A 19,854-nucleotide genomic window follows, 5' to 3' on the forward strand; every position below is an offset into this window, starting at 1 on the left:
CGTGTATGTACGAAACGGGGATCCACTCCCCGGATCAGTGAAAGGAAGCCCGGGATATGGCCACCGCAGCCGACGCGGCTACCTCGGACACCGCACCCGCCGCCGAACCGCAGCGCCGCACGCCCCGCCCGCGGGCCGACGCACTGCGCAACCGTGAGCGGATCATCGCGGCGGCCCGGGAGATGTTCGTCGAGTTCGGCCCCGAGGTCCCGTTCGACGAGATCGCCCGCAGGGCCGGTGTCGGCAACGCCACCCTGTACCGGAACTTCGCCGACCGAGCCGAACTCGTCCGCGAGGTCGTCCGCTCCGTGATGGACCGCGTATCGGACCGGGCCGAGCAGGCGCTCGCCGAGGAGAGCGACCCCTTCGAGGCGCTGCGCCGCTTCGTGCACGAGGCGGCCGACGAACGGATCGGCGCCCTGTGCCCGATGCTCTCCGGCGACTTCGAGCAGGCGCACGCGGATCTCGACGCTTCCCGCGACCGGATCGAAGGCCTCGTCGACACGCTGATGGAGCGGGCGCGCAGCGCGGGGCGGCTGCGCACGGACGTCGCCGTCGGCGACCTGATGGTCGCGCTCTCCCAGCTCACCCGCCCCCTGCCCGGCTCGGGCTGCGTGAACTTCGACCAGTTCGTCCACCGTCACCTGCAGCTCTTCCTGGACGGCCTGCAGGCACCGGCCCGGTCCGAACTGCCGGGCACCGCAGCCACTTTGGAGGACCTCCGCAAGAACGGCTGACCGGACGGCGTCGGCACCGATGAATCCCGGCGCCTCGCACAGTCACCCCTACGAACCTCTTCTTCTTCCGCCTCCTTCTCCTTCTTCTCCTCCTTCTGCTCCTCCCTTACGACTCTCTTCCCTCTCCTCCTTACGACTCTTCATCGCGTGCCGCCGTGCGCGCGAGCTCTCACGAAACACCGAGGTGGGTACCCCCATGTCCGAAACAGCCCCCAAGCCCGGCGCCGGGCCCGACCCGAAGCGATGGACCGCCCTGGTCTTCATCGCCCTGGCGCAGCTCATGGTCGTGCTCGACGCCACGATCGTGAACATCGCGCTGCCGACCGCCCAGCAGGACCTGGGGATCTCGGACGGCAACCGGCAGTGGGTCATCACGGCCTACGCCCTGGCCTTCGGCGGCCTGCTCCTGTTCGGCGGCCGGATCGCCGACCTGTGGGGCCGCAAGCGCGCCTTCGTGACCGGCCTGGTCGGTTTCGCCGGTGCCTCCGCGCTCGGCGGCGCCGCGACCGGCGAGGCCATGATGCTGATCGCCCGCGCCGCACAGGGTGCCTTCGGTGCGCTGCTCGCACCGGCGGCGCTCTCGCTGCTCGCCGTCATGTTCACCGATGCCAAGGAGCGCGCGAAGGCCTTCGGTATCTACGGTGCGATCGCCGGTGGCGGCGGCGCCGTGGGGCTGATTCTCGGCGGGGTGCTCACCGAGTACCTGAACTGGCGCTGGACCTTCTTCGTCAACATTCCCTTCGCGGTCGTGGCCGCCCTCGGCGCGTACTTCGTGATCCGTGAGCCGGCCGGCGGCCGCAACCGCTCGCCGCTCGACATCCCGGGCGTGCTCCTGTCGACGCTGGGTCTGGTCGCGCTCGTCTACGGCTTCACGCGCGCCGAGTCCGAGGGCTGGACCGACTCCCTGACCGTCGTGACGTTCGCCGCCTCCGTGGTCCTGCTGCTCGCGTTCGTCCTCACCGAGCGCCAGGTCCGCTCGCCGCTGCTGCCGCTGCGCGTCGTGACCGACCGCAACCGTGGCGGTGTCTACCTGTCGCTCGGTCTTGCGGTCATCGCGATGTTCGGCCTGTTCCTCTTCCTGACCTACTACCTGCAGATCGTCAAGGGCTACAGCCCGGTCATGACCGGCTTCGCCTTCCTGCCGATGATCGCCGGCATGATCACGGGCTCGACGCAGATCGGCGCCCGGCTGATGACACGGGTCCCGCCGCGCCTCCTGATGGGCCCTGGCTTCCTGGTCGCCGCGCTCGGCATGCTGCTCCTGACCCGCCTCGACATCGACTCCTCGTACGCGATGCTGATCCTGCCGGCGCAGCTGCTGCTCGGCCTCGGCATGGGTACGGCGTTCATGCCGGCCATGTCGCTCGCCACCCTCGGAGTCGAGGCGCGGGACGCCGGTGTCGCCTCCGCGATGGTCAACACCTCGCAGCAGGTCGGCGGCGCCATCGGCACCGCGCTCCTGAACACCATCGCCGCCTCGGCCACGACCGCATACCTCGCGGACCACGCGGGCGGTGCCACGAACCCGCAGCTGCTCCAGGCGCGCGCCATGGTCGAGGGCTACACCTCGGCGATCTGGTGGGCCGTCGGCATCCTGCTGGTGTCCGCGGCGCTCGCGTTCACCCTCATCACCACCAAGGCGCAGAGCTCGACGCCGGTCGCCTCCGGCGGCGGTGCGGGTGCGGACGAGGAGGCCACCCTTCCCGCGATGGCGCACTGACACCCGTACGGCAGGCGCGCTGATGCCCGTTACGGCAGGGCGCGCTGATGCCTGTACGGCAGGGCGCGCCCTGACGGGCGCCACGGCACCCGCTCGCGCAGGCGGTCGGGTGCGCGCGTAGGCGCTCAGCGCAGCCAGGGCAGATCGGCACCCGCCTCACCCGGCTGAAGTCCCTCGGCGACGATCTTCATGATCTCGCCGAGGGACTTCTGCTGTTCGGGGGTGAGCCGGTCGAACAGCGCCTGCCGTACGGCGGTGACGTGCCCGGGTGCCGCGCGGCGCAGCACTTCGGTGCCCTGTTCGGTGAGGATCGCGTTCTGGCCGCGCCGGTCGGAGGGGCAGTCCTCGCGGCGGACCCAGCCGTTCTTCTCCAGGCGGGCGACCGCGTGCGAGAGCCGGGATCGGGTGATCTTCGTCTGCCTGGCCAGCTCGGTCATCCGCATCCGCTGCCGGGGGGCCTCGTCGAGCTGGACGAGCAGCGCGTAGTAGAGGTGCGGCAGCTTGGCGTCGCGCTGCAGCTGGCGGTCCAGGTGATCGTCGAGAAGCATGGTGGCGTGCAAGTAGGCGCGCCAGGTCTCTTGTTCCGTATCGCTGAGCCACCGGGGCTCGGCCGGGTCCTCGTTCTTCTTCACCTTCGCCATGCTTCCACTGTACGGAAGGGTTGCTTGAAGGTTGAAAGAAAACGGGCGCGGGAGTAGCTTGAGGGTGTGCTTGAACTTTCAAGCATGTGATCCGTGAGGGAGCCGCCATGAACGCCGCAGCCGCATCCGCCTCCGCAGCCGCATCCGCCTCCGTAGTCGGGTCCGCCTCCGCGTTCGAGGGTGGGCGCATGCCCGCGCTCTATCTCTCGCACGGCGCCCCGCCACTCGCCGACGACGAGCTGTGGCCCGGACAGCTCGCCGCCTGGTCCGCCGTACTGCCCCGGCCGAAGGCCGTCCTGATGGTCTCCGCGCACTGGGAGGAGGCCCCACTCGCCCTCGGTGCGACCGAGACCGTCCCCCTCGTCCACGACTTCTGGGGCTTCCCCGAGCACTACTACCAGGTCGAATACGCGGCCCCCGGGGCGCCGCAGCTCGCCGCATCCGTACGGAAGCTGCTGCAGGCGCCCGGCATCCCGGTGCAGGACATCCCCGACCGGGGGCTCGACCACGGCGCGTACGTACCGCTCGTCGAGATGTACCCGGACGCCGACATCCCCGTCCTGCAGATCTCCATGCCCACCCTCGATCCGCGCCGCCTGATGGACATCGGCCGCAGGCTCGCGCCCCTGCGTGACGAGGGCGTGCTGATCGTCGGCAGCGGCTTCTTCACCCACAACCTGGCGGCGCTGCGGCAGGGCGGAATCCCCTCCTGGTCCACGGAGTTCGACGCGTGGGGGCACGAGGCGCTGGAGGCGGGTGACGTGGACGCGCTGCTCGACTTCACGGTCAAGTCCCCGGCCGGACGGCTCGCCCACCCGCGCACGGAGCACTTCGCTCCGCTGTTCGTGGCGATGGGGGCGGCGGACGCGGCCGGCGAGTTGGATGCGCAGCGGTCGGTGATCGACGGGTTCTGGATGGGGCTGGCCAAGCGGTCGGTGCAGTTCGGCTAGGCGGTTCGGCTAGGCGGTTCGGCCTGCGGGGCGGGGAGGGTTCGCGGGGGAACTGGTGGCGAACGTGAGCCGTTGGTGGGGTGTGGGGTGTGGGGTGTGGGTGGCCCTCGGTCGGGTGTCGGGTGTCGGGTGTCGTCGGTCGGTTGCCGGCCGTCAGGGCGGCCGGGCGGTGCAGGCAACCGGAGTGTGGTCCTCGCCGTCTCTTCGGGCAGGGAAGCGGGCGGGCCGAAGGCGCACCCAGCGGGCGGCCTGACGCCCGGACGGTGTGTGACGCCCGTCTCATTTCGCGGGCGCCGAAGAAGCCGCCCGGGGGGTGCGGGGAAGCCCGGCACACCAGGCCCGACCTGCACCTTTGTGTCATCGCAGGGCGTCGGCCGGGCATGCGGCGGTGCATAGTACTGCAAGATCGCGAAAATTGTTGGGCGTACTGGGAATTCTGTCCGGATTCCAGTCGTTGTTTCCTTCGGAAGCGGTAGTCAGTCGTTATCGGACCGCCGCCCCTGGAGTCCCGAAGACCACCAGCAGGTCCCATTCAACGCAAGGGAGCACGCATGGCAACCCGTGCCGTCGCCCGTCGTCAGTCCGCCAAGGGCGAGACCGACGGGGCAAGCAGTGTTCGCGTCGGAACCGGTGAGATCGCCGACCGCGACCTGGTCGGCATGTATCTGGACGAGATAGCCCGCACCCCGCTGCTCGACGCCGCCAAGGAGGTCGAGCTCTCGCAGATCATCGAGGCGGGGGTGTACGCACGGCAGATCCTCGACGGCACGCTCGAGCAGGCCACCGAGACCGGCAAGGACGCGAGCCGCGAGGAGCTCGAGGCGCTGATCGACGACAGTGAGCGGGCCAAGGACGTCTTCATCCGCTCCAACCTCCGCCTGGTCGTTGCGGTCGCCCGCCGCTACCCGCGCTCGGGGCTGCCGCTGCTCGACCTGATCCAGGAGGGCAATGCGGGCCTGGTGCGGGCGGTCGAGAAGTTCGACTACCGCAAGGGCTTCAAGTTCTCCACGTATGCCACCTGGTGGATCCGGCAGGCCATCACCCGCTCGATCGCCGACCAGTCGCGCACCATCCGCCTCCCCGTGCACCTCGTCGAGGAGCTCGGCCGGATCCGGCGCGTGCAGCGGGAGTTCAACCGTGAGCACGGCCGCGAGCCGGAGCACGCCGAGATCGCCGCGGAGCTCGGCGCCAAGCCGGAGCGCGTGAGCGACGTGCTGGACTGGGCACGTGACCCGGTCTCGCTGAACATGTCGGTGGACGACGACGGGGACACCCAGTTCGGCGACCTCCTGGAGGACACCTCGGCGGTCTCCCCCGAGCAGTCCGTCCTCACGTTGCTGCGCAGCGAGGAGCTCGACGACCTGATCGGCCGCCTGGACCAGCGCACGGCGTCCATCATCAAGATGCGCTACGGCATCGACGACGGGCGCGAGCGCACCCTGACGGAGGTGGGCAAGCAGCACGGCCTGACCCGCGAGCGCATCCGCCAGATCGAGAAGCACGCCTTGCTGGAGCTGAAGAAGCTCGCCCGTGACACGGGCTTCGACGCGGCAGCGTAACCCCCGCGACGGGGCCTCCCCCCCCGTCCCCCGAGACGAGCCCCCGGCGCCTCCCCCCCCCGGCGTCGGGGGCTCACTGTGTTCGGGGAGGGGTGGTGGGGGCGTGGTGGGGGCGTGGTGGGGGCCCGATGGGTGTGGGGGCGTCGGGGCTGCCTGCACCCGACAGAGATTCGGGGGCGCATGGGCCGCAGGCCCCGCAGGGCCCAGGGCGTCACTCCCGGGGGTGCAGGGGCGGAGCCCCGCGGGGGTGTGGGGGCGTCAGCCCCCGCACCCCCTGGCGTCAGCCCCCGGATGCCTGCGTGAGGCGTGTGGCCAGGTGGGCGACCTGGTCGGCGAGTTCCGCGGGGCCGTGTACCCGGAAGTTCACGCCGGTGAGGGCGAGCCGGATCGCCACCCATTCCACGGAGTCACGCACCGACGCCCGCACCCGGCAGGCGTCGTCACCGGAAGGGACCGGCGCGCCGAAGGACGGCGGCAGACGTCGGGCGAGCTCCTCCGCCGGCGCCTCGAACGTGACGTCGATCTCGACGGACGGCGCCGAGCGCCACACCGTCGCCCGCATGAACTCCTCCACATCCCCCGTCGGCACCTCCCGCGGAGCGAACCGCGCTCCCGTGGCGAACGGCTCGGTGACCCGGTCGACCCGGAACGTACGCCAGTCGTCACGATCCACGTCGTACGCGATGAGATACCACCGGCGCCCGGAGGAGAGCAGCCGGTACGGCTCGGTCAGCCGCCGCGTCCGCGCCCCGTCCCCCGCCTCGTAGGAGAACCGCAGCCGCTCGTGCCCGGAGGTCGCGGAGGCGAGCACCGTCAGCGTCTCGGGCGCGATGCTCGCCGAGTCCCCGCCGCCCCCGTACACGTACGAACTCGTCGCGCTCTGCAGCGCGTTGACCCGGTGGCGCAGCCGCGAGGGCAGCACCTGTTCGAGTTTGGTGAGCGCCCGTACCGACGCCTCCTCGATGCCTTCGACCGCATGCCCGGCCCCGGCCCGCAGCCCGACCGCGATCGCCACGGCCTCCTCGTCGTCGAGGACGAGGGGCGGCAGCGCCTTGCCTGCGATGAGCCGGTAGCCTCCGTCGGCCCCCATCGTCGCCTGCACCGGATAGCCGAGGTCACGCAGCCGGTCCACGTCGCGGCGGACGGTCCGTCGCGAGACCTGGAGGCGATCGGCGAGCTCACTGCCCGGCCACTCGCGTGGCGTCTGCAGGAGCGACAGAAGCTGCAGCAGTCGTGCGGGTGTGTCTGTCGTCATGTTCCGAGCATGCCTCGTAATTAGGTCGTGATCTGTCCTACATGACGTTTAACGTACTTCCCATGACGAACACAAGCAGCAGCGCGCAGGGCCCTGCCCAGGCCGTGGGGCAGGACGCGGACCCGGGGGACCGGCGGCGGTGGATAGCCCTGGCCATCGTGATGACCGCATCGTTCATGGACCTCGTGGACGTGACGATCGTCAACGTCGCGCTCCCCACCATCACCCGCGACGAGGGAGCCACCCCCAGCCACATCCAGTGGATCACCGCGGGATACGCCCTGGCCTTCGCGGCCGGCCTCATCACCGGCGGCCGCCTCGGCGACATCTACGGCCGCAGGAAGCTCTTCCTGATCGGTATCACCGGCTTCACCATCGCCTCGGCGCTCTGCGGCTTCGCCGTCAACCCGGACATGCTCGTCGCCTCCCGCATCCTGCAGGGCGCCACGGCCTCGCTGATGGTGCCGCAGGTCCTCTCGATCGTGCACGCGACCTTCCCGGCGCATGAACGCGGCAAGGTCTTCGGCCTGTTCGGCGCGATCGTCGGCCTCGGGGCGGTGACCGGACCACTGCTCGGTGCACTGCTCACCCAGTGGAACCTGTTCGGCCTGCAGTGGCGCCCGATCTTCCTGATCAACCTGCCGGTCGGCATCGCGGCCCTGATCCTCGGCCGCAAGTTCATCAGCGAGTCCAAGGCACCCAAGGCCCTCAAGCTCGACCTCGTCGGCGTGGTGCTCGTCGTGACCGCGCTGCTCATGGTGATCTACCCGCTGACCCGCGGCCACGAGCTCGACTGGCCGCTGTGGGGCCACCTCATGATGGCGGGCGCCCTCCCGGTCTTCGCCCTCCTCGTCGCCTACGAGCGGTACAAGGCGAGGAAGGACGGCTCACCGCTGATCGAGCTGCCGCTGTTCAAGGTCAAGAGCTTCGCGGCGGGCATCGCGGTGCAGCTGACCTTCGGTCTCGTCATGGGCATCTTCTTCCTGGTGTGGACCCTCTACATGCAGGAAGGCCTCGGCTGGAGCGTCCTGAAGGCGGGCCTGACCGGCATCCCGTTCTCGATCGCCGTCTCCACCGCGGCCGGCATCTCCGTGCAGAAGCTTGTGCCGCGCTTCGGCCGCATGGTCCTGCAGTTCGGCGCCCTGACGATGGGTGCCGGCATCCTCCTCTACGTCTGGCAGGCCGGCCACTACGGCACGGACATCACGCCCTGGCTGATGGCCCTTCCGTTGATCGTGATGGGTATCGGCATGGGCCTGATCGTGGCCCCGCTGACCGACGCGGTCCTCTCCGAAGTGCCGCGCGAACACGCCGGATCGGCCTCGGGTCTCATCAACACGACCATGCAGGTGGGCAACGCGCTCGGGCTCGGGCTCGTCTCGGTGGTCTTCTTCGGGCAGCTCTCCTCAGCCGGTGGGCCGCAGGAGCCGGGCGCGGAGTCCCCGGTCGTCCGCGAGCTGATCGGCCTGGAGTTCGCGGACGCGTTCCAGCACGCGCTGAAGTTCGTCGCAGTCATCCTCGTCGGCATCTTCCTGGTGATGTTCGCTCTGCCCCGCAGGTCGAAGCAGCACGTGGAGGGTGGGGACGCCTCCGCCACCGAGGACGCGTCCCCGGCGGACGAGGAGCCGGCGCTCGTCCACTGACCGAGCCTCACCGCACCACGCCCGGCGCCCTCGCATCCTCGCGGTGCGAGGGCGCCGGGCGCTTGAGGCGCCTTGTCGGCCCGCGGAACGCCACTCATCCCGGGCCATAAGCCTCCCCGCCACCGGGACCAAAGTCCGTTCTTGCCCGCATCGGGCCCGAATCTGGCTGTTTGAGCGGCGCGTAGCCGTAGGCTGGTACAGAACCCACAAAAACGGACAGGAAGGCGGAGTCGAACCCTTATGTACGCACCGGAGCGCCAGCAGGAGATACTCCGCCTCGCCCGCGAGGGCGGCCGGGTCGACGTGCTGTCGCTTGCCGAGGAGTTCCAGGTCACCGCCGAGACCGTACGGCGTGATCTGAAGGCACTCGACCGGGCGGGCCTCGTCCGCCGTGTCCACGGCGGCGCCATACCGGCGGGCCGCCTCGACTTCGAGCCCGGGCTCACCGAACGCGAATCCACCGCCGCCGGGCAGAAGGACCGCATCGCACGGGCCGCACTCGCCGAACTGCCCGCCGAAGGCAGCGTCATCCTCGACGCCGGCTCGACCGTGGCCCGTCTCGCCGCCGAGCTGCCGCTCGAATCCGGCCTCACCGTCGTCACCCACTCGCTGCCCACCGCCGCCCGCCTCGCCGACCATCCCGGCGTCCAGCTGCACCTCGTCGGCGGCCGCATCCGGCACCGCACCCGCGCCGCCGTCGACGCCTGGGCCGTGCGCGCCTACGGTGAGATCCGCGCCGACGTGCTCTTCCTCGCCGCCAACGGCTTCTCCGCCGCCCACGGCCTGACCACCCCCGATCTCGCCGAGGCCGCCGTCAAACGCGCCGCCGTCGCCGCCGCCCGCCGCGTGGTGCTGCTCGCGGACTCCACCAAGGCGGGCGAAGAGCACTTCGCGCGCTTCGCCGAGCTCACCGAGGTCGACCTGCTCATCACCGACGCCGACCTCTCCACGGCCGACACCGCGTCCATGGAACGCGCAGGCCCGAGAGTCCGCCGCGTCTGACGCACACGGCCGCCCACACCTCCCGCCACCTGGACGGATGCGCCCCCGAGGCCTGCCGTACCAGCCTCCCGAGGGCGTGCGAGATGCATCACTTCGCGGTCAAAGTCCCTTTCGGGCCCTGTTGAAATACCCGCCGGTAAGGTTCACTTGCCCGCATGTTCGATCAGATCTCGGCAGTACAGCAGATCGGTCTGACGGTGCTCCTCGTCGTGTCCGTCGGCTGGGTCGTCGGCCTGGTCCGTGCCATCCGGCGTGACCGCCGGGAGATCGCGCTCCGGGAGCAGAAGCAGCGCGAGGGCGCGAAGCCGACCCGGCTGGGGCGCGAGGGCGCGAAGCCGACCCGGCCAGGGTGCGAAGGCGCGAAGCCGGTCCGGTTGGCGGCCGTGCCACGTCAGTCCGCGCCGCAGCCCTGCGAGCGTGTCGACCTCACCGCCGAGGAGCGCGAGGCCTTCGCGGGCCTGGTCAGCCGGCTGACGGACCGCTGACCGGCTGCTCAACGACCCCTCACCGACTGCTCACCGGCCGCTGACCTCCGAGCGCCCGTTCCGCGGCCGCCCGTTCCAGGGCCGCCCGTTCGACGAGCGCCCGCTCACCGCTTGGCGCGGCGGCCCTCCATGACCGCGCGGGCCCGATCCTCCTCCCCGTACACCTCGCACACATGGCGCCCGTCCGGCGACCGGGTGTGCTCCACCTCCCACAGGCTCAGCTCCCGGCCGTCCGGCAGCAGGAACGCGTGCTCGTACAGCGTGAACCCGGCCTCCGTGCACCCCGGCCGCCCGAACGCCTGGGTGATCTGGTGCGCCACCGCCGTGCGCAGCAGCCGCGCCGTCTCAGCGGCGGGTCGGTCCGGGTTCTCCGCGCGGCGCAGCAGTCGGCGGGCGTGGTCCGCCGCGTCCTCCTGCGCGAAGTCGTCATACGCCCGCCGCGGCGCGGGCGCGATCAGCAGAACCGTTTCGAGGAGCAGCGGCTCGGCGGGGGACTGGCCGGGCTCCGCGGGCATGCCCAACCGGTCGCGGTGCGGGTGCGGTTCGGCCGGGAAGGGCAGCCAGGATGCCGCGGTGTGCACATCCTCGGCCTCCGTGTACAGCTCGTGCTGCTGCTCGCCGCGCGCCGTCGCATTGTGCACCAGCTCCCACAGGACAAGGACGCTGCCGTCGGCGAGCAGCCAGGTGTGGCGGTATGTCTCACGGTGTAGCCCCGCGCTGTGCTGCGCCGAGTGCAGCGAGACATCGTGCGCGAGGGCCGTGTCGAGGCAGGCGACCGTCTCGTCGGGCAGCTCGAAGGAGTTGAGGGCGCGTCCGAGGAGCAGGCCGGCCTGCTCCGGGGGGGTCTGGTTCGGAACGCTCAAGGTGTCTCCCGGCGTTGCTGTGCTTGCCGCAGCGCGGCGGCGCTTGCTGCTTGTGACCTCTCGGCCGCTCACCGTAGTGCCTGGGTCGGACATCATGTCCGTCGTTCGGGAAAACGTACGAGACTTCCGGGCGGTTCCCGGATGGCGTGCGCCGGGCGGAAGTCGCCGCGCGCCCCTGCATCGCCAGGCCTCCACGGCCCCGGGCAGCTACCCGTACAACTCCCGGTACGAGGGGAACTCGCCGCCCGGCCCGTTCACCCCGTCCGCCGCCTCCACGGCCTTCACGATCGCCCGCGTGACCGTGTCGGCGGCCGCGGCGAGCAGCTCGTTCACGATGCGCAGCGCTGCCGACGGCCCTTCCGGGAGCGGCTTCTCCTGCGTCGCCAGGGTGAACACGGTGTCCCCGTCGTGCAGCAGATGCACCGGCCGTACGGCACGCGCGATCCCGTCATGCGCGGTGCCCGCGAGCTTCTGCGCCTGGGCGCGCGTGAGCGCCGCGTCGGTGGCGACCACGGCGAGCGTGGTGTTCAGGGGCGCACCCGTGCCCGCGGCGGCCTGGAGCTCGGCGGTACGCGCCTTCGCCTCGGCCAGCCGCGCCTGCGCCCGGGCATGCACCTCGGCAGCCGGCAACGGCTCGGGCACCTCGGACGGGCCGAAGTGCTTCCCGTACAGGACGCCCGTGCGCGGATCGGCCACGTCCCCGACCGCGTTCACCACGACCAGCGCGCCCAGTGTGTGCCCCGATTCGAGCCGTACGCTCGCCGTGCCGATTCCGCCCTTGAGCCCGCCGGCCACGGCACCCGTACCCGCGCCGACGGAACCCTGCACGACCTGCGCCGCCCCCGTGCCTTCCGCGCCTTGGGAGCCCTCCGCGCCGCGGGACGCGGCGGCCGCCTCCGCGGCCTCGCGTCCCGAGGACGCATCGGGCCGCGCCCGCCAGTCGCCGCCCCGCCCGAGGTCGAAGACACACGCGGCGGGCACCACGGGGACGACCCGACCCGGGCCGCCCACCGGAAAGCCGCGCCCCTGCTCCTCCAGCCACGCCATCACACCCGAGGCCGCGTCGAGCCCGTACGCACTGCCCCCGGTCAGCACCACCGCGTCGACGCGCTGCACCAGATTCCGCGGATCGAGCGCATCCGTCTCCCGCGTGCCGGGCCCGCCACCGCGCACATCCACGGCGGCCACGGCCCCGCCCTCGGGCGCGAGCACGACGGTCGTCCCCGTCAGCCGGCCGTCACCGGTGCGGGTCGAATGGCCGACGCGCACGCCCCGCACGTCCGTGATCGCGTCCCTGGACTGGTCGGTGCCGTGTTCCATGCTTCATACGTACCATGCACCGGCCATACGGGAGTTGGGGCGCGGCCCGGCATCGGCGCGGCGCCCCGCGTCGCTCGCCCCATGCCCGGCCCGCGCACCACGACCGGGGCGGCTCACCACCCGGGCGCCGCTCACGTGGGGCGGGCCTCGGCGCGGACCATGCGGGCCGTGAGCACCGTGCCCGTGGCGACCGTCGCCGCGAGCACCAGGCCCGCCGCGAGCACCGCCCAGTGCCCGGCGAACGTGCAGGCGAGAACGGCCACCGCACTGCACGGCAACACCAGTTGCTGGGCGAGGCCCACCTTGAAGTGCCGTGAGTGCAGCGCCCACACCGTGATCAGGTACAGGGCCGTCGGCACGGTCACCGCGGCCGCCGCCGCGAACGTCGAGATATGCGCCTCGTGCAGGGCCTCCTCGACCGCCACCTCCAGACCCGCACCGATCGCCGCCGCCGTTGCGAAGATCACGTAGTGCCCGTAACCCCACAGGAAGGCCTGCCGGTTGGAGCGCAGGTGACCGTGGATCGGCACCACGAAGTAGATCCACCAGACGGCGAACACGATCAGCAGCCCGCCCGCGGCGACGGGCAGCAGCTCGTCCAGCGCGTCGTTCTCCTCGATACCGGACTTCACGGCGACCGTCGCGGCCGCGATCGTCTCGCCGAGCACGATGATCGTGAACAGGCCGTACCGCTCGGAGATGTGGTGCGCGTGCCAGGTGGTCGTGTGCCCGCGCTCCGCGACGACCGGCACCGCCATCTCGACCAGCGCCATCACCAGGAACACCCACGGCAGGGCGCTCTCCGGCGCGAACAGCAGCGCCGTCCAGCCGATCTGGGCGATGACGATCCCCGTCGCGTATCGCAGGGCCATCGTCCGCTCGGCACCGCTCGCATGCCGCGCGGCCCGCAGCCACTGCGTGACCAGGGCGAGCCGCATCACCACGTACCCCAGCCAGACCACGAAGAAGTCGTGCTCCAGGAAGGCGCGCGAGACGCCCGCGGCGAGGATCAGCACACCGGCGATCTGGATCAGGGTGACCACACGGTAGAGGGCGTCGTCGTTGTCGTACGCGGAGGCGAACCACGTGAAGTTCATCCACGCCCACCAGATCGCGAAGAAGACCATCGCGTAGTCGAGGATGCCCTCGCCCGCGTGGCCCTCGGCGATCGCGTGCACCAGCTGCACTCCGGCCTGCGCGACCGCCACCACGAAGCACAGGTCGAAGAACAGCTCCAGCGGTGTGGCCGCCCGGTGCCCCTCCGCCCGGTTGCGGGAGACGAGCGGCAGCAGGGGGCGCGGGGGTCTCGGGCGGCTCGGCTTGCCCGGTCCGGCGGATGCTGAGGGTTCCGGTTCGTACGTCATGCCGGACAGGGTGGCAGCGCGAGGACCGCCGGGCCGCGCGGCGGGGCCGGTGGCCCGGGCCGTCAGCCTCCTTGGCGCAGCCCTCCGCGCCCCGGCCGTACCCTGGACGCATGAGCGCCACCCCGAAGCCCCGCGAGGGCGAGCAGCCCGAGCAGCCGAAGCCGAGGCCCGCGCTGGCCTTCGACGACCCGCTCGACCAGCAGTCCTCGGACGATACGGACCGGGGCTGGGGCGAGCGCCCCACGTCCGGCGGCGACAGTGCGGCCGACCTCGCACGCTTCCTCGACGAGAAGCCGCCGCACCACATCTGAGCGCCTGCCGCAAGCCCGGCGGGCTTGCGGCCCGCTAGCTCTGACCCGCGCCCGGCTGACCGGAAGCGCCCGGCTGTCCGGGACCGGCCTGCCCCGCCGCACGCTGCGCGACCAGCGTGTCGCGGATCTCCTTGAGCACCTCCAGCTCGGTGACCTCGAGCGTCTCGTGGACGCCTTCCTTCGCCTTGCGCCGGGCCTCCGCCTTGGCCAGGTACTTGGCCATGGGCAGCACCATCAGGAAGTAGACGACGGCGGCGGTGATCAGGAAGCTCAGGGTGGCGCTGAGCACCGTGCCCCACATGATCGGGATTCCGGAGACGACCTCGCCGTCCACGTACTCGCACGGGCCCTTGAGGCACGAGCTGTAGTCGTCGAGGTCCTCGGTGCCGAACGCCCCGACCAGCGGGTTGATCACGCCCTTCACCACGGAGTTCACGATGTTGGTGAACGCGGCGCCGATGACGACCGCGACCGCCAGGTCGACCACATTCCCGCGCATCAGGAATGCTTTGAAGCCTTCCCACAGGCTGGTCTTGTTCTCGCTCACCGTGGAGCCTTTCGTCGCTGCTTGCATGGAAACGGAAGCTGCCATTAGGCCCGGCGGTCCGAAGCGGAGTCCAATCCATGCACACGAACAGGTGAGTTGGCGAACTACCGCTCGCGCGGCGCCCGGTGCTCATCGCAGCGTCACCGCGAGCGAGGTGCCCGCGCCCGCTCCCACCAAGGCCGTCGACACGGCACGGGGTGCCTCCAGCACCACCAACGCGCCCCCGCCCGGGCTCTCCTGGCCCTCCCGGTCCGCCTCGGGCACCTGCGCCACGCGCACGTCGGTGGCCACGATCCGGGCCCGTCCGTTGTGCCCGCCCGCAGCCACCACATCGACCCGGTCGCCGGGTTCGAGCAGGCGCACGGCCGCGGCATCGGCGATCCGTACCGGGGCGGACACCAGCTCGACCGGGCGGGCCGCCGGTGCCGCGGCGGCCTCGCCCGCATCCGTACGGGGCTCAGGCCCCGGACTGCTCCGCGCGCCAAGGGCCAAGGTGGCGGCTGCGACCGCGAGCCCGGCCGCGAGCACGCGTCTGCGCCGTCGCAGCGCTCTCCGCAGCCGCGTGCTGCCCCCTCGTACATGCAGTGGGGAGAAGTGCGGCACATCGCAGGAGGGTGGTGGAACCGCGGCGGTCGCGGGCGAGTGCGGAGCCGAGGGATCCACGGGAGCCGAGGGATTCACGGGAGCCGAGGGATCCACGGGAGCCGAGGGAACTGATGGCTCCGCGGAGGACTGCGACAAGGCCTCCTGAGAGGCCTGCGGAAGGGAACATGTGGAGGACACAGGGACCACGGGGATCACCGCCTGACGTGAGAGGACGTCGCCGAACGCCCCTCACGATCCACCTCTCGCCGAGATCCCGCCGAGCCCTGTGGACAACCAGCCGGTTGTGGAGAACCCCGTCACCCGTACGGGCAGCCTCAGGGAAGCTCGATCCCCAGATCCCACCCGTCATGCGCCCGCGTGCACAGACAGGACCGCTCCGACGTCTCCGGAAGCGCCCCGACCACGTCGAAGAGGACCTCACGAAGCCGCCCGACGTTCTCGCCGAACACCTTCAGGACCTCCGTGTGCGAGACCCCGTCACCGGTCTCGGCGCCCGCGTCCAGGTCCGTCACCAGCGAGAGCGAGGTGTAGCAGAGCCCCAGTTCGCGGGCGAGCACCGCCTCCGGATGTCCGGTCATGCCGACCACCGACCAGCCCATCGCCGCATGCCATTGCGATTCGGCGCGGGTCGAGAAGCGCGGCCCCTCGACGACCACCATGGTCCCGCCGTCCACCGGTTCCCAGTCCCGCCCGCGCGCGGCCGCGAGCGCGGCACCGCGGCCGACGGGGCAGTACGGGTCGGCGAACGTCGTGTGGACGACGTTCGGGACGGTGCCGTCCGGCAGCGGATGCCCGTCGAAGAAGGTCTGCACCCGCGCCTTGGTGCGGTCCACCAGCTGGTCGGGCACGAGCAGCGTCCCGGGCCCGTACTCGGCGCGCAGTCCGCCGACCGCGCACGGACCGAGGACCTGGCGTACGCCCATGGAGCGCAGCGCCCACAGGTTGGCCCGGTAGTTGATGCGGTGCGGCGGCAGGCTGTGCCCGCGCCCGTGCCGGGGCAGGAAGGCCACGGTCCGGCCGGCGAGCTCGCCGAGGAAGAGGGAGTCGCTGGGCGCTCCGTAGGGGGTTTCCACCGTGACCTCGGTCACGTCCTCCAGGAAGGAGTAGAACCCGGAGCCACCGATCACACCGATCTCTGCGTTCGCCATGCGGTCAGCGTAGTCATACGCCTGAACCCCGCCGCCACGGAGGCTGCGGGGTTCAGAAAAGCGTAAGAAACGTAAGAAGCGCGTCCGGGACGTCAGGCTGCCGACGTCGAAGACGAGGAGGCGGGTGCCGAGGACGAAGACGACGAGGACGAGGACGAGGACGAAGCGGACGACTTCGAAGCGTCGGACGAGGACGTCGAGGACGACGAAGAGGAGGACGACGAGGCAGGTGTGCTGCTCGACGACGAACCGCGGCTGTCGTTGCGGTAGAAGCCCGAGCCCTTGAACACGATGCCGACGGCCGAGAAGACCTTCTTGAGGCGTCCCTGGCAGCTCGGGCACACGGTCAGCGCGTCATCGGTGAACTTCTGCACCGCCTCGAGGCCTTCGCCGCACTCGGTGCACTGGTACTGATACGTCGGCACTTGCTTCCTCCTGGCACTCTCACTCGATGAGTGCTAACGACGGTCCATAGTGACCTATTCCCCGGGATCAGTCCACCGTGGCGAGCGCGCGGTGACCGACACCACGTGCCACGGTCCGCCCCGCGGAGGGCGGCGCGAGCCTGCCGCGCAGCGCGAACAGGGTCAGCAGCGCGAGCGCGGTGGCGGCCGCGGGCACCAGGAATCCGTAGCTCGCGCCATGCGCGTCGGCCAGCCGTCCGGCGGTGGTCACGGCGGCGGCCTGCCCGAAGGCGACCGCGCCCGTCAGCCAGGTGAAGGCCTCGGTGCGGGCGGAGGCCGGCACCAGCTGCTCGACCAGCGTGAACGCGGTGATCAGGGCCGGTGCGATGGACATGCCCACGAGCAGGCCGACCAGGGCGAACATCGCCACCGAGTCCAGCGACCACAGGGTCGCGGCGAACACGGCGAGCGAGGTGTAGCCGAGCAGCAGTCGGCGGCGCGGCCCGATCTTCCAGGCGATGGCACCGCAGGCGATGCCCGCGACCATGTTGCCGGTGGCGAAGATGCCGTACAGGAGGCCGTTCACGCCCTCCTGGCCGATCTCCTCGGCGAAGGCGGTCAGCGAGACCTGCATGCCGCCGAAGACGGCGCCGATGCCGAGCAGCGCGACGATCAGTGCGCGCACGCCCGGGATGGCCAGCGCGGAGGTCGTCCTGCCGTGCTCGGCGCCCGTGGCGTGGCGGGGGGGCTGGGTGGAGCGCTGCGCGGCGAAGAGGAGGCCGCCGGCGAGGGTCAGGACCGCCTGGGCGGCGAGGCCTGCGCCCGGGTGGATGTAGGTGCACAGCGCGGTGGCCAGGACGGGGCCGACAACGAAGGTGAGCTCGTCGGTGACGGACTCGAAGGCCGCGGCGGTCGGCAGCAGGTGCCGGCGCTCCGGGTGGTCGAGTACGGCGGCCCAGCGGGCCCGGACCATCGGTCCGACCTGCGGCACCGAGGCGCCGGCCGGTACGGCCGCGAGGAACAGTGCCCACAGCGGGGCGTCCGCGAGGGCCAGGGCGGTGAGCAGGATCACCGCGGCGGCGTTGATCAGGACGCCGGGGATCAGGACGGCGGACTGTCCGAAGCGGTCCGCGAGCTTGCCGCTCTGCGGGGCGAACAGGGCCATGGAGATACCGGTCACCGCGGCGACGGCGCCCGCGGTGCCGAAGGACCCCGTGGTGTGCTGCACGAGCAGCACGATCGCCATCGTGAGCATCGCGAACGGCTGCCGGGCGGCGAAGCCGGGCAGGACGAAGGAGAGGGCACCGGGTGTGCGCAGGAGCTGCCCGTAGCCAGGGCGGGACTCGACCGTGGACGCCACGGTCCTTGCCTTTCTGCTGCCTGGTAGCGGGCCCGTATGGCTATCGCCGAGAGCTGTCCTCGTGCGCAGGGATCGTCGGTGATGCCGGTCCCTGCGGGGGTCTCGGCCGCCGTGCGAACGCGCCAGCTCTGCGTCAGGCAGAGGTGATTCGTTTTCGGTTCACATTGATTGTACGGGTTTCTGCGTCCGCGCGCCTCGGAAATGCCAACCTCGGGCCACGTACGGCCTGCGATTAACGCCACACCGGCACCCGAACCGGCACCGGCACCCACGACCGCCCCCGGCGCCCGACACCTGCCCCGGCCCAGCACCCGCGCCCCGACCGCCGCCCGCACCAGCGACCACCGCCGCCCGGCACCGGCACCCACACGCCGCTCACCCGGCTCAGGACACCCCGGCCCAGGACACCCCGGCCCAGAACACCCCGGCTCAGGACACCCCCGTCCCCAGCCACCCGGCCAGCTTGCCCCCCTGCCCGACATCCCGCAGCCGCTTCTCGGTCGCGTCCCGTACCGGATCCGTGGCCACCACGAGCAGTTCGTCGCCGCGGCGCAGCACCGTGGTGGGCCCGGGCACGAAGGACTTCTCGTCGCGTACGACGAGGGTGACCGCCGCGCCCGCGGGCAGCCGCAGCTCGCCGACCTCGACGCCGTGCATCTTGGAGCTCTCCGGGATCGCCACCGAAAGCAGATGGCCGCGCAGCCGCTCCAGCGGCGCGGATTCGACGCCGAGGTCGGCCGCCTCGCCGGACTTGCCGAGCTTCAGGGCGCGGGCGAGCCAGGGCAGCGTCGGTCCCTGGATCAGTGTGTAGACGACGACGAGCACGAAGACGATGTTGAAGATCCGCTCGTTGCCCCTGATCCCGGAGACCATCGGGATCGTGGCGAGAATGATGGGCACCGCGCCGCGCAGCCCGGCCCAGCTCATCAGGGCCTGCTCGCGCCAGGGGATGCGGAAGGGCAGCAGGCCGAGGAGGACCGAGAGCGGGCGGGCCACCACGGTGAGGATCAGCCCGATGACCACGGCGGGCCAGAAGTCGCCGATCAGGTGGGACGGCGTGACGAGCAGTCCGAGCAGGACGAACATGCCGATCTGGGCGATCCAGCCGAGCCCGTCCGCGAAGCCGCGGGTGGCCGGCCAGTGCGGCAGCTTCGCGTTGCCGAGGACCATCGAGGCCAGGTAGACGGCGAGGAAGCCGGAGCCGTGCGCGCTCGCGCCCGCCGCGTAGGCCGTGACCGCGATCGCCATGACGGCGATGGGGTAGAGGCCGGAGGCGGGCAGCGCGATGTGCCGCAGGCCCCAGGCGCCGAGGAAGCCGACCGCGAGTCCGATGGCGGCGCCGATCGCGAGCTGCAGCGCGATGTCGCCGATCAGGACGTACCAGGCGCGGACAGGATCGATGGAGGAGAAGGCCACGACCAGGATGACGACGGGGGCGTCGTTGAAGCCCGACTCCGCTTCGAGTACGCCCGTCACGCGCGAGGGCAGCGGCACCTTGCGCAGCACGGAGAAGACGGCCGCGGCATCGGTCGAGGAGACGACCGCGCCGATGATCAGGGCCTGGCGCCATTCGAGCCCGACGAGGTAGTGCGCGCCCGCGGCGGTGACGGCGACGCTGATGGCCACGCCGGCCGTGGACATCACCATCGCGGCCGGCAACGCGGGCCTGATGTCCTTCCACTGGGTGCCGAGGCCACCTTCGGCAAGAATCACGACAAGTGCGGCATAGCCGATGACCTGCGTCAACTCCGCATTGTCGAAGGTGACGTTGAAGATCCCGTCCTGGCCGATGGCGATGCCGATGCCCAGGTAGAGGAGCAGGCTCGGCAGGCCGCTGCGCGAGGAGATCCGTACGGCCGCGACGGCGATGAGCAGGACGAGTGAGCTGATCAGAAGGAGCTCGTTGAGCTGATGAACAGTCAGTGGCCGTTCCTTTCCG

At 71.2% G+C, this 19,854-nt stretch carries 19 protein-coding genes; 8 read left to right on the plus strand and 11 right to left on the minus strand.

Annotated features, from left to right (window positions below):
- The first annotated feature begins 56 nt into the window (after positions 1-56).
- Both ACLF6P_RS12340 and ACLF6P_RS12345 read left to right on the plus strand, forming a co-directional pair.
- Positions 57-737, plus strand: coding sequence for a TetR/AcrR family transcriptional regulator (locus tag ACLF6P_RS12340; protein ID WP_415950146.1), 681 nt, complete (start codon positions 57-59; stop codon positions 735-737).
- A 196-nt stretch (positions 738-933) separates the two neighbouring features.
- Positions 934-2,457 carry an MFS transporter gene (locus ACLF6P_RS12345; RefSeq protein ID WP_415950147.1) on the plus strand — a complete coding sequence of 508 codons (1,524 nt, stop codon included), beginning with the start codon at positions 934-936 and terminating at the stop codon, positions 2,455-2,457.
- A 125-nt stretch (positions 2,458-2,582) separates the two neighbouring features.
- On the opposite strand, the gene ACLF6P_RS12350 is transcribed toward ACLF6P_RS12345, so the two are convergent.
- Positions 2,583-3,098: a MarR family winged helix-turn-helix transcriptional regulator gene (locus ACLF6P_RS12350; RefSeq protein WP_415950149.1), complete on the minus strand. Its 516-nt coding sequence runs from the start codon at positions 3,096-3,098 to the stop codon at positions 2,583-2,585.
- A 188-nt stretch (positions 3,099-3,286) separates the two neighbouring features.
- Between ACLF6P_RS12350 and ACLF6P_RS12355 the strand changes: the two genes are divergently transcribed.
- Together ACLF6P_RS12355 and ACLF6P_RS12360 are read left to right on the plus strand one after the other, a co-directional pair.
- Entirely contained in the window at positions 3,287-4,048 is a 762-nt protein-coding gene (locus ACLF6P_RS12355; RefSeq protein ID WP_415950193.1) for a dioxygenase family protein, read from the plus strand.
- A 551-nt stretch (positions 4,049-4,599) separates the two neighbouring features.
- The gene (locus ACLF6P_RS12360; RefSeq protein WP_415950150.1) at positions 4,600-5,607 is read left to right on the plus strand and encodes a sigma-70 family RNA polymerase sigma factor; all 1,008 of its coding nucleotides are present in this window, start codon (positions 4,600-4,602) and stop codon (positions 5,605-5,607) included.
- A 280-nt stretch (positions 5,608-5,887) separates the two neighbouring features.
- Here the strand turns inward: ACLF6P_RS12360 and ACLF6P_RS12365 are convergent, their stop codons facing one another.
- Positions 5,888-6,862, minus strand: coding sequence for a helix-turn-helix transcriptional regulator (locus tag ACLF6P_RS12365; RefSeq protein ID WP_415950152.1), 975 nt, complete (start codon positions 6,860-6,862; stop codon positions 5,888-5,890).
- Positions 6,863-6,924: 62 nt separating this feature from the next.
- Here ACLF6P_RS12365 and ACLF6P_RS12370 point away from each other — a divergent pair, with 62 nt between their 5' ends.
- The 3 genes from ACLF6P_RS12370 to ACLF6P_RS12380 all read left to right on the plus strand — a co-directional run bounded on the left by ACLF6P_RS12370 (position 6,925) and on the right by ACLF6P_RS12380 (position 9,992).
- Positions 6,925-8,505, plus strand: coding sequence for an MFS transporter (locus ACLF6P_RS12370; protein ID WP_415950154.1), 1,581 nt, complete (start codon positions 6,925-6,927; stop codon positions 8,503-8,505).
- 240 nt (positions 8,506-8,745) lie between these two features.
- Positions 8,746-9,507 (plus strand): DeoR/GlpR family DNA-binding transcription regulator, encoded by a 762-nt coding sequence (locus ACLF6P_RS12375; protein WP_415950155.1) that lies wholly within the window; start codon positions 8,746-8,748, stop codon positions 9,505-9,507.
- Between the two features lie 155 nt (positions 9,508-9,662).
- A complete protein-coding gene (locus tag ACLF6P_RS12380; RefSeq protein WP_415950157.1) occupies positions 9,663-9,992 on the plus strand; it encodes a hypothetical protein in 330 nt (109 codons plus the stop codon).
- 104 nt (positions 9,993-10,096) lie between these two features.
- Here ACLF6P_RS12380 and ACLF6P_RS12385 read toward each other — a convergent pair whose 3' ends face one another.
- The 3 genes from ACLF6P_RS12385 to ACLF6P_RS12395 all read right to left on the minus strand — a co-directional run bounded on the left by ACLF6P_RS12385 (position 10,097) and on the right by ACLF6P_RS12395 (position 13,539).
- Complete coding sequence (locus tag ACLF6P_RS12385) at positions 10,097-10,855, minus strand: DUF6227 family protein (protein ID WP_415950158.1); 759 nt, start codon at positions 10,853-10,855, stop codon at positions 10,097-10,099.
- A 207-nt stretch (positions 10,856-11,062) separates the two neighbouring features.
- Positions 11,063-12,175 (minus strand): P1 family peptidase, encoded by a 1,113-nt coding sequence (locus ACLF6P_RS12390; protein ID WP_415950159.1) that lies wholly within the window; start codon positions 12,173-12,175, stop codon positions 11,063-11,065.
- Between the two features lie 131 nt (positions 12,176-12,306).
- Positions 12,307-13,539: a low temperature requirement protein A gene (locus ACLF6P_RS12395; RefSeq protein WP_415950160.1), complete on the minus strand. Its 1,233-nt coding sequence runs from the start codon at positions 13,537-13,539 to the stop codon at positions 12,307-12,309.
- Positions 13,540-13,649: 110 nt separating this feature from the next.
- Between ACLF6P_RS12395 and ACLF6P_RS12400 the strand changes: the two genes are divergently transcribed.
- Positions 13,650-13,850, plus strand: a complete 201-nt coding sequence (locus ACLF6P_RS12400; protein ID WP_415950161.1) for a hypothetical protein — start codon at positions 13,650-13,652, stop codon at positions 13,848-13,850.
- A gap of 34 nt (positions 13,851-13,884) precedes the next feature.
- Here ACLF6P_RS12400 and mscL read toward each other — a convergent pair whose 3' ends face one another.
- The 6 genes from mscL to ACLF6P_RS12430 form a co-directional block, all read right to left on the minus strand.
- Positions 13,885-14,397 (minus strand): large conductance mechanosensitive channel protein MscL, encoded by a 513-nt coding sequence (gene mscL / locus ACLF6P_RS12405; protein WP_415950162.1) that lies wholly within the window; start codon positions 14,395-14,397, stop codon positions 13,885-13,887.
- 129 nt (positions 14,398-14,526) lie between these two features.
- Positions 14,527-14,925, minus strand: coding sequence for a hypothetical protein (locus ACLF6P_RS12410; protein WP_415950163.1), 399 nt, complete (start codon positions 14,923-14,925; stop codon positions 14,527-14,529).
- Positions 14,926-15,317: 392 nt separating this feature from the next.
- Positions 15,318-16,151 carry an S-methyl-5'-thioadenosine phosphorylase gene (locus ACLF6P_RS12415; RefSeq protein ID WP_415950164.1) on the minus strand — a complete coding sequence of 278 codons (834 nt, stop codon included), beginning with the start codon at positions 16,149-16,151 and terminating at the stop codon, positions 15,318-15,320.
- Positions 16,152-16,243: 92 nt separating this feature from the next.
- Positions 16,244-16,576 (minus strand): FmdB family zinc ribbon protein, encoded by a 333-nt coding sequence (locus tag ACLF6P_RS12420; RefSeq protein WP_415950165.1) that lies wholly within the window; start codon positions 16,574-16,576, stop codon positions 16,244-16,246.
- A 67-nt stretch (positions 16,577-16,643) separates the two neighbouring features.
- Entirely contained in the window at positions 16,644-17,915 is a 1,272-nt protein-coding gene (locus tag ACLF6P_RS12425; protein WP_415950166.1) for an MFS transporter, read from the minus strand.
- A gap of 429 nt (positions 17,916-18,344) precedes the next feature.
- A complete protein-coding gene (locus ACLF6P_RS12430; RefSeq protein WP_415950195.1) occupies positions 18,345-19,838 on the minus strand; it encodes a potassium/proton antiporter in 1,494 nt (497 codons plus the stop codon).
- Positions 19,839-19,854 lie beyond the last annotated feature (16 nt).

This window comes from Streptomyces lothianensis, from assembly GCF_047779955.1.
In the GTDB taxonomy this organism is placed as follows: Bacteria; Actinomycetota; Actinomycetes; order Streptomycetales; family Streptomycetaceae; genus Streptomyces.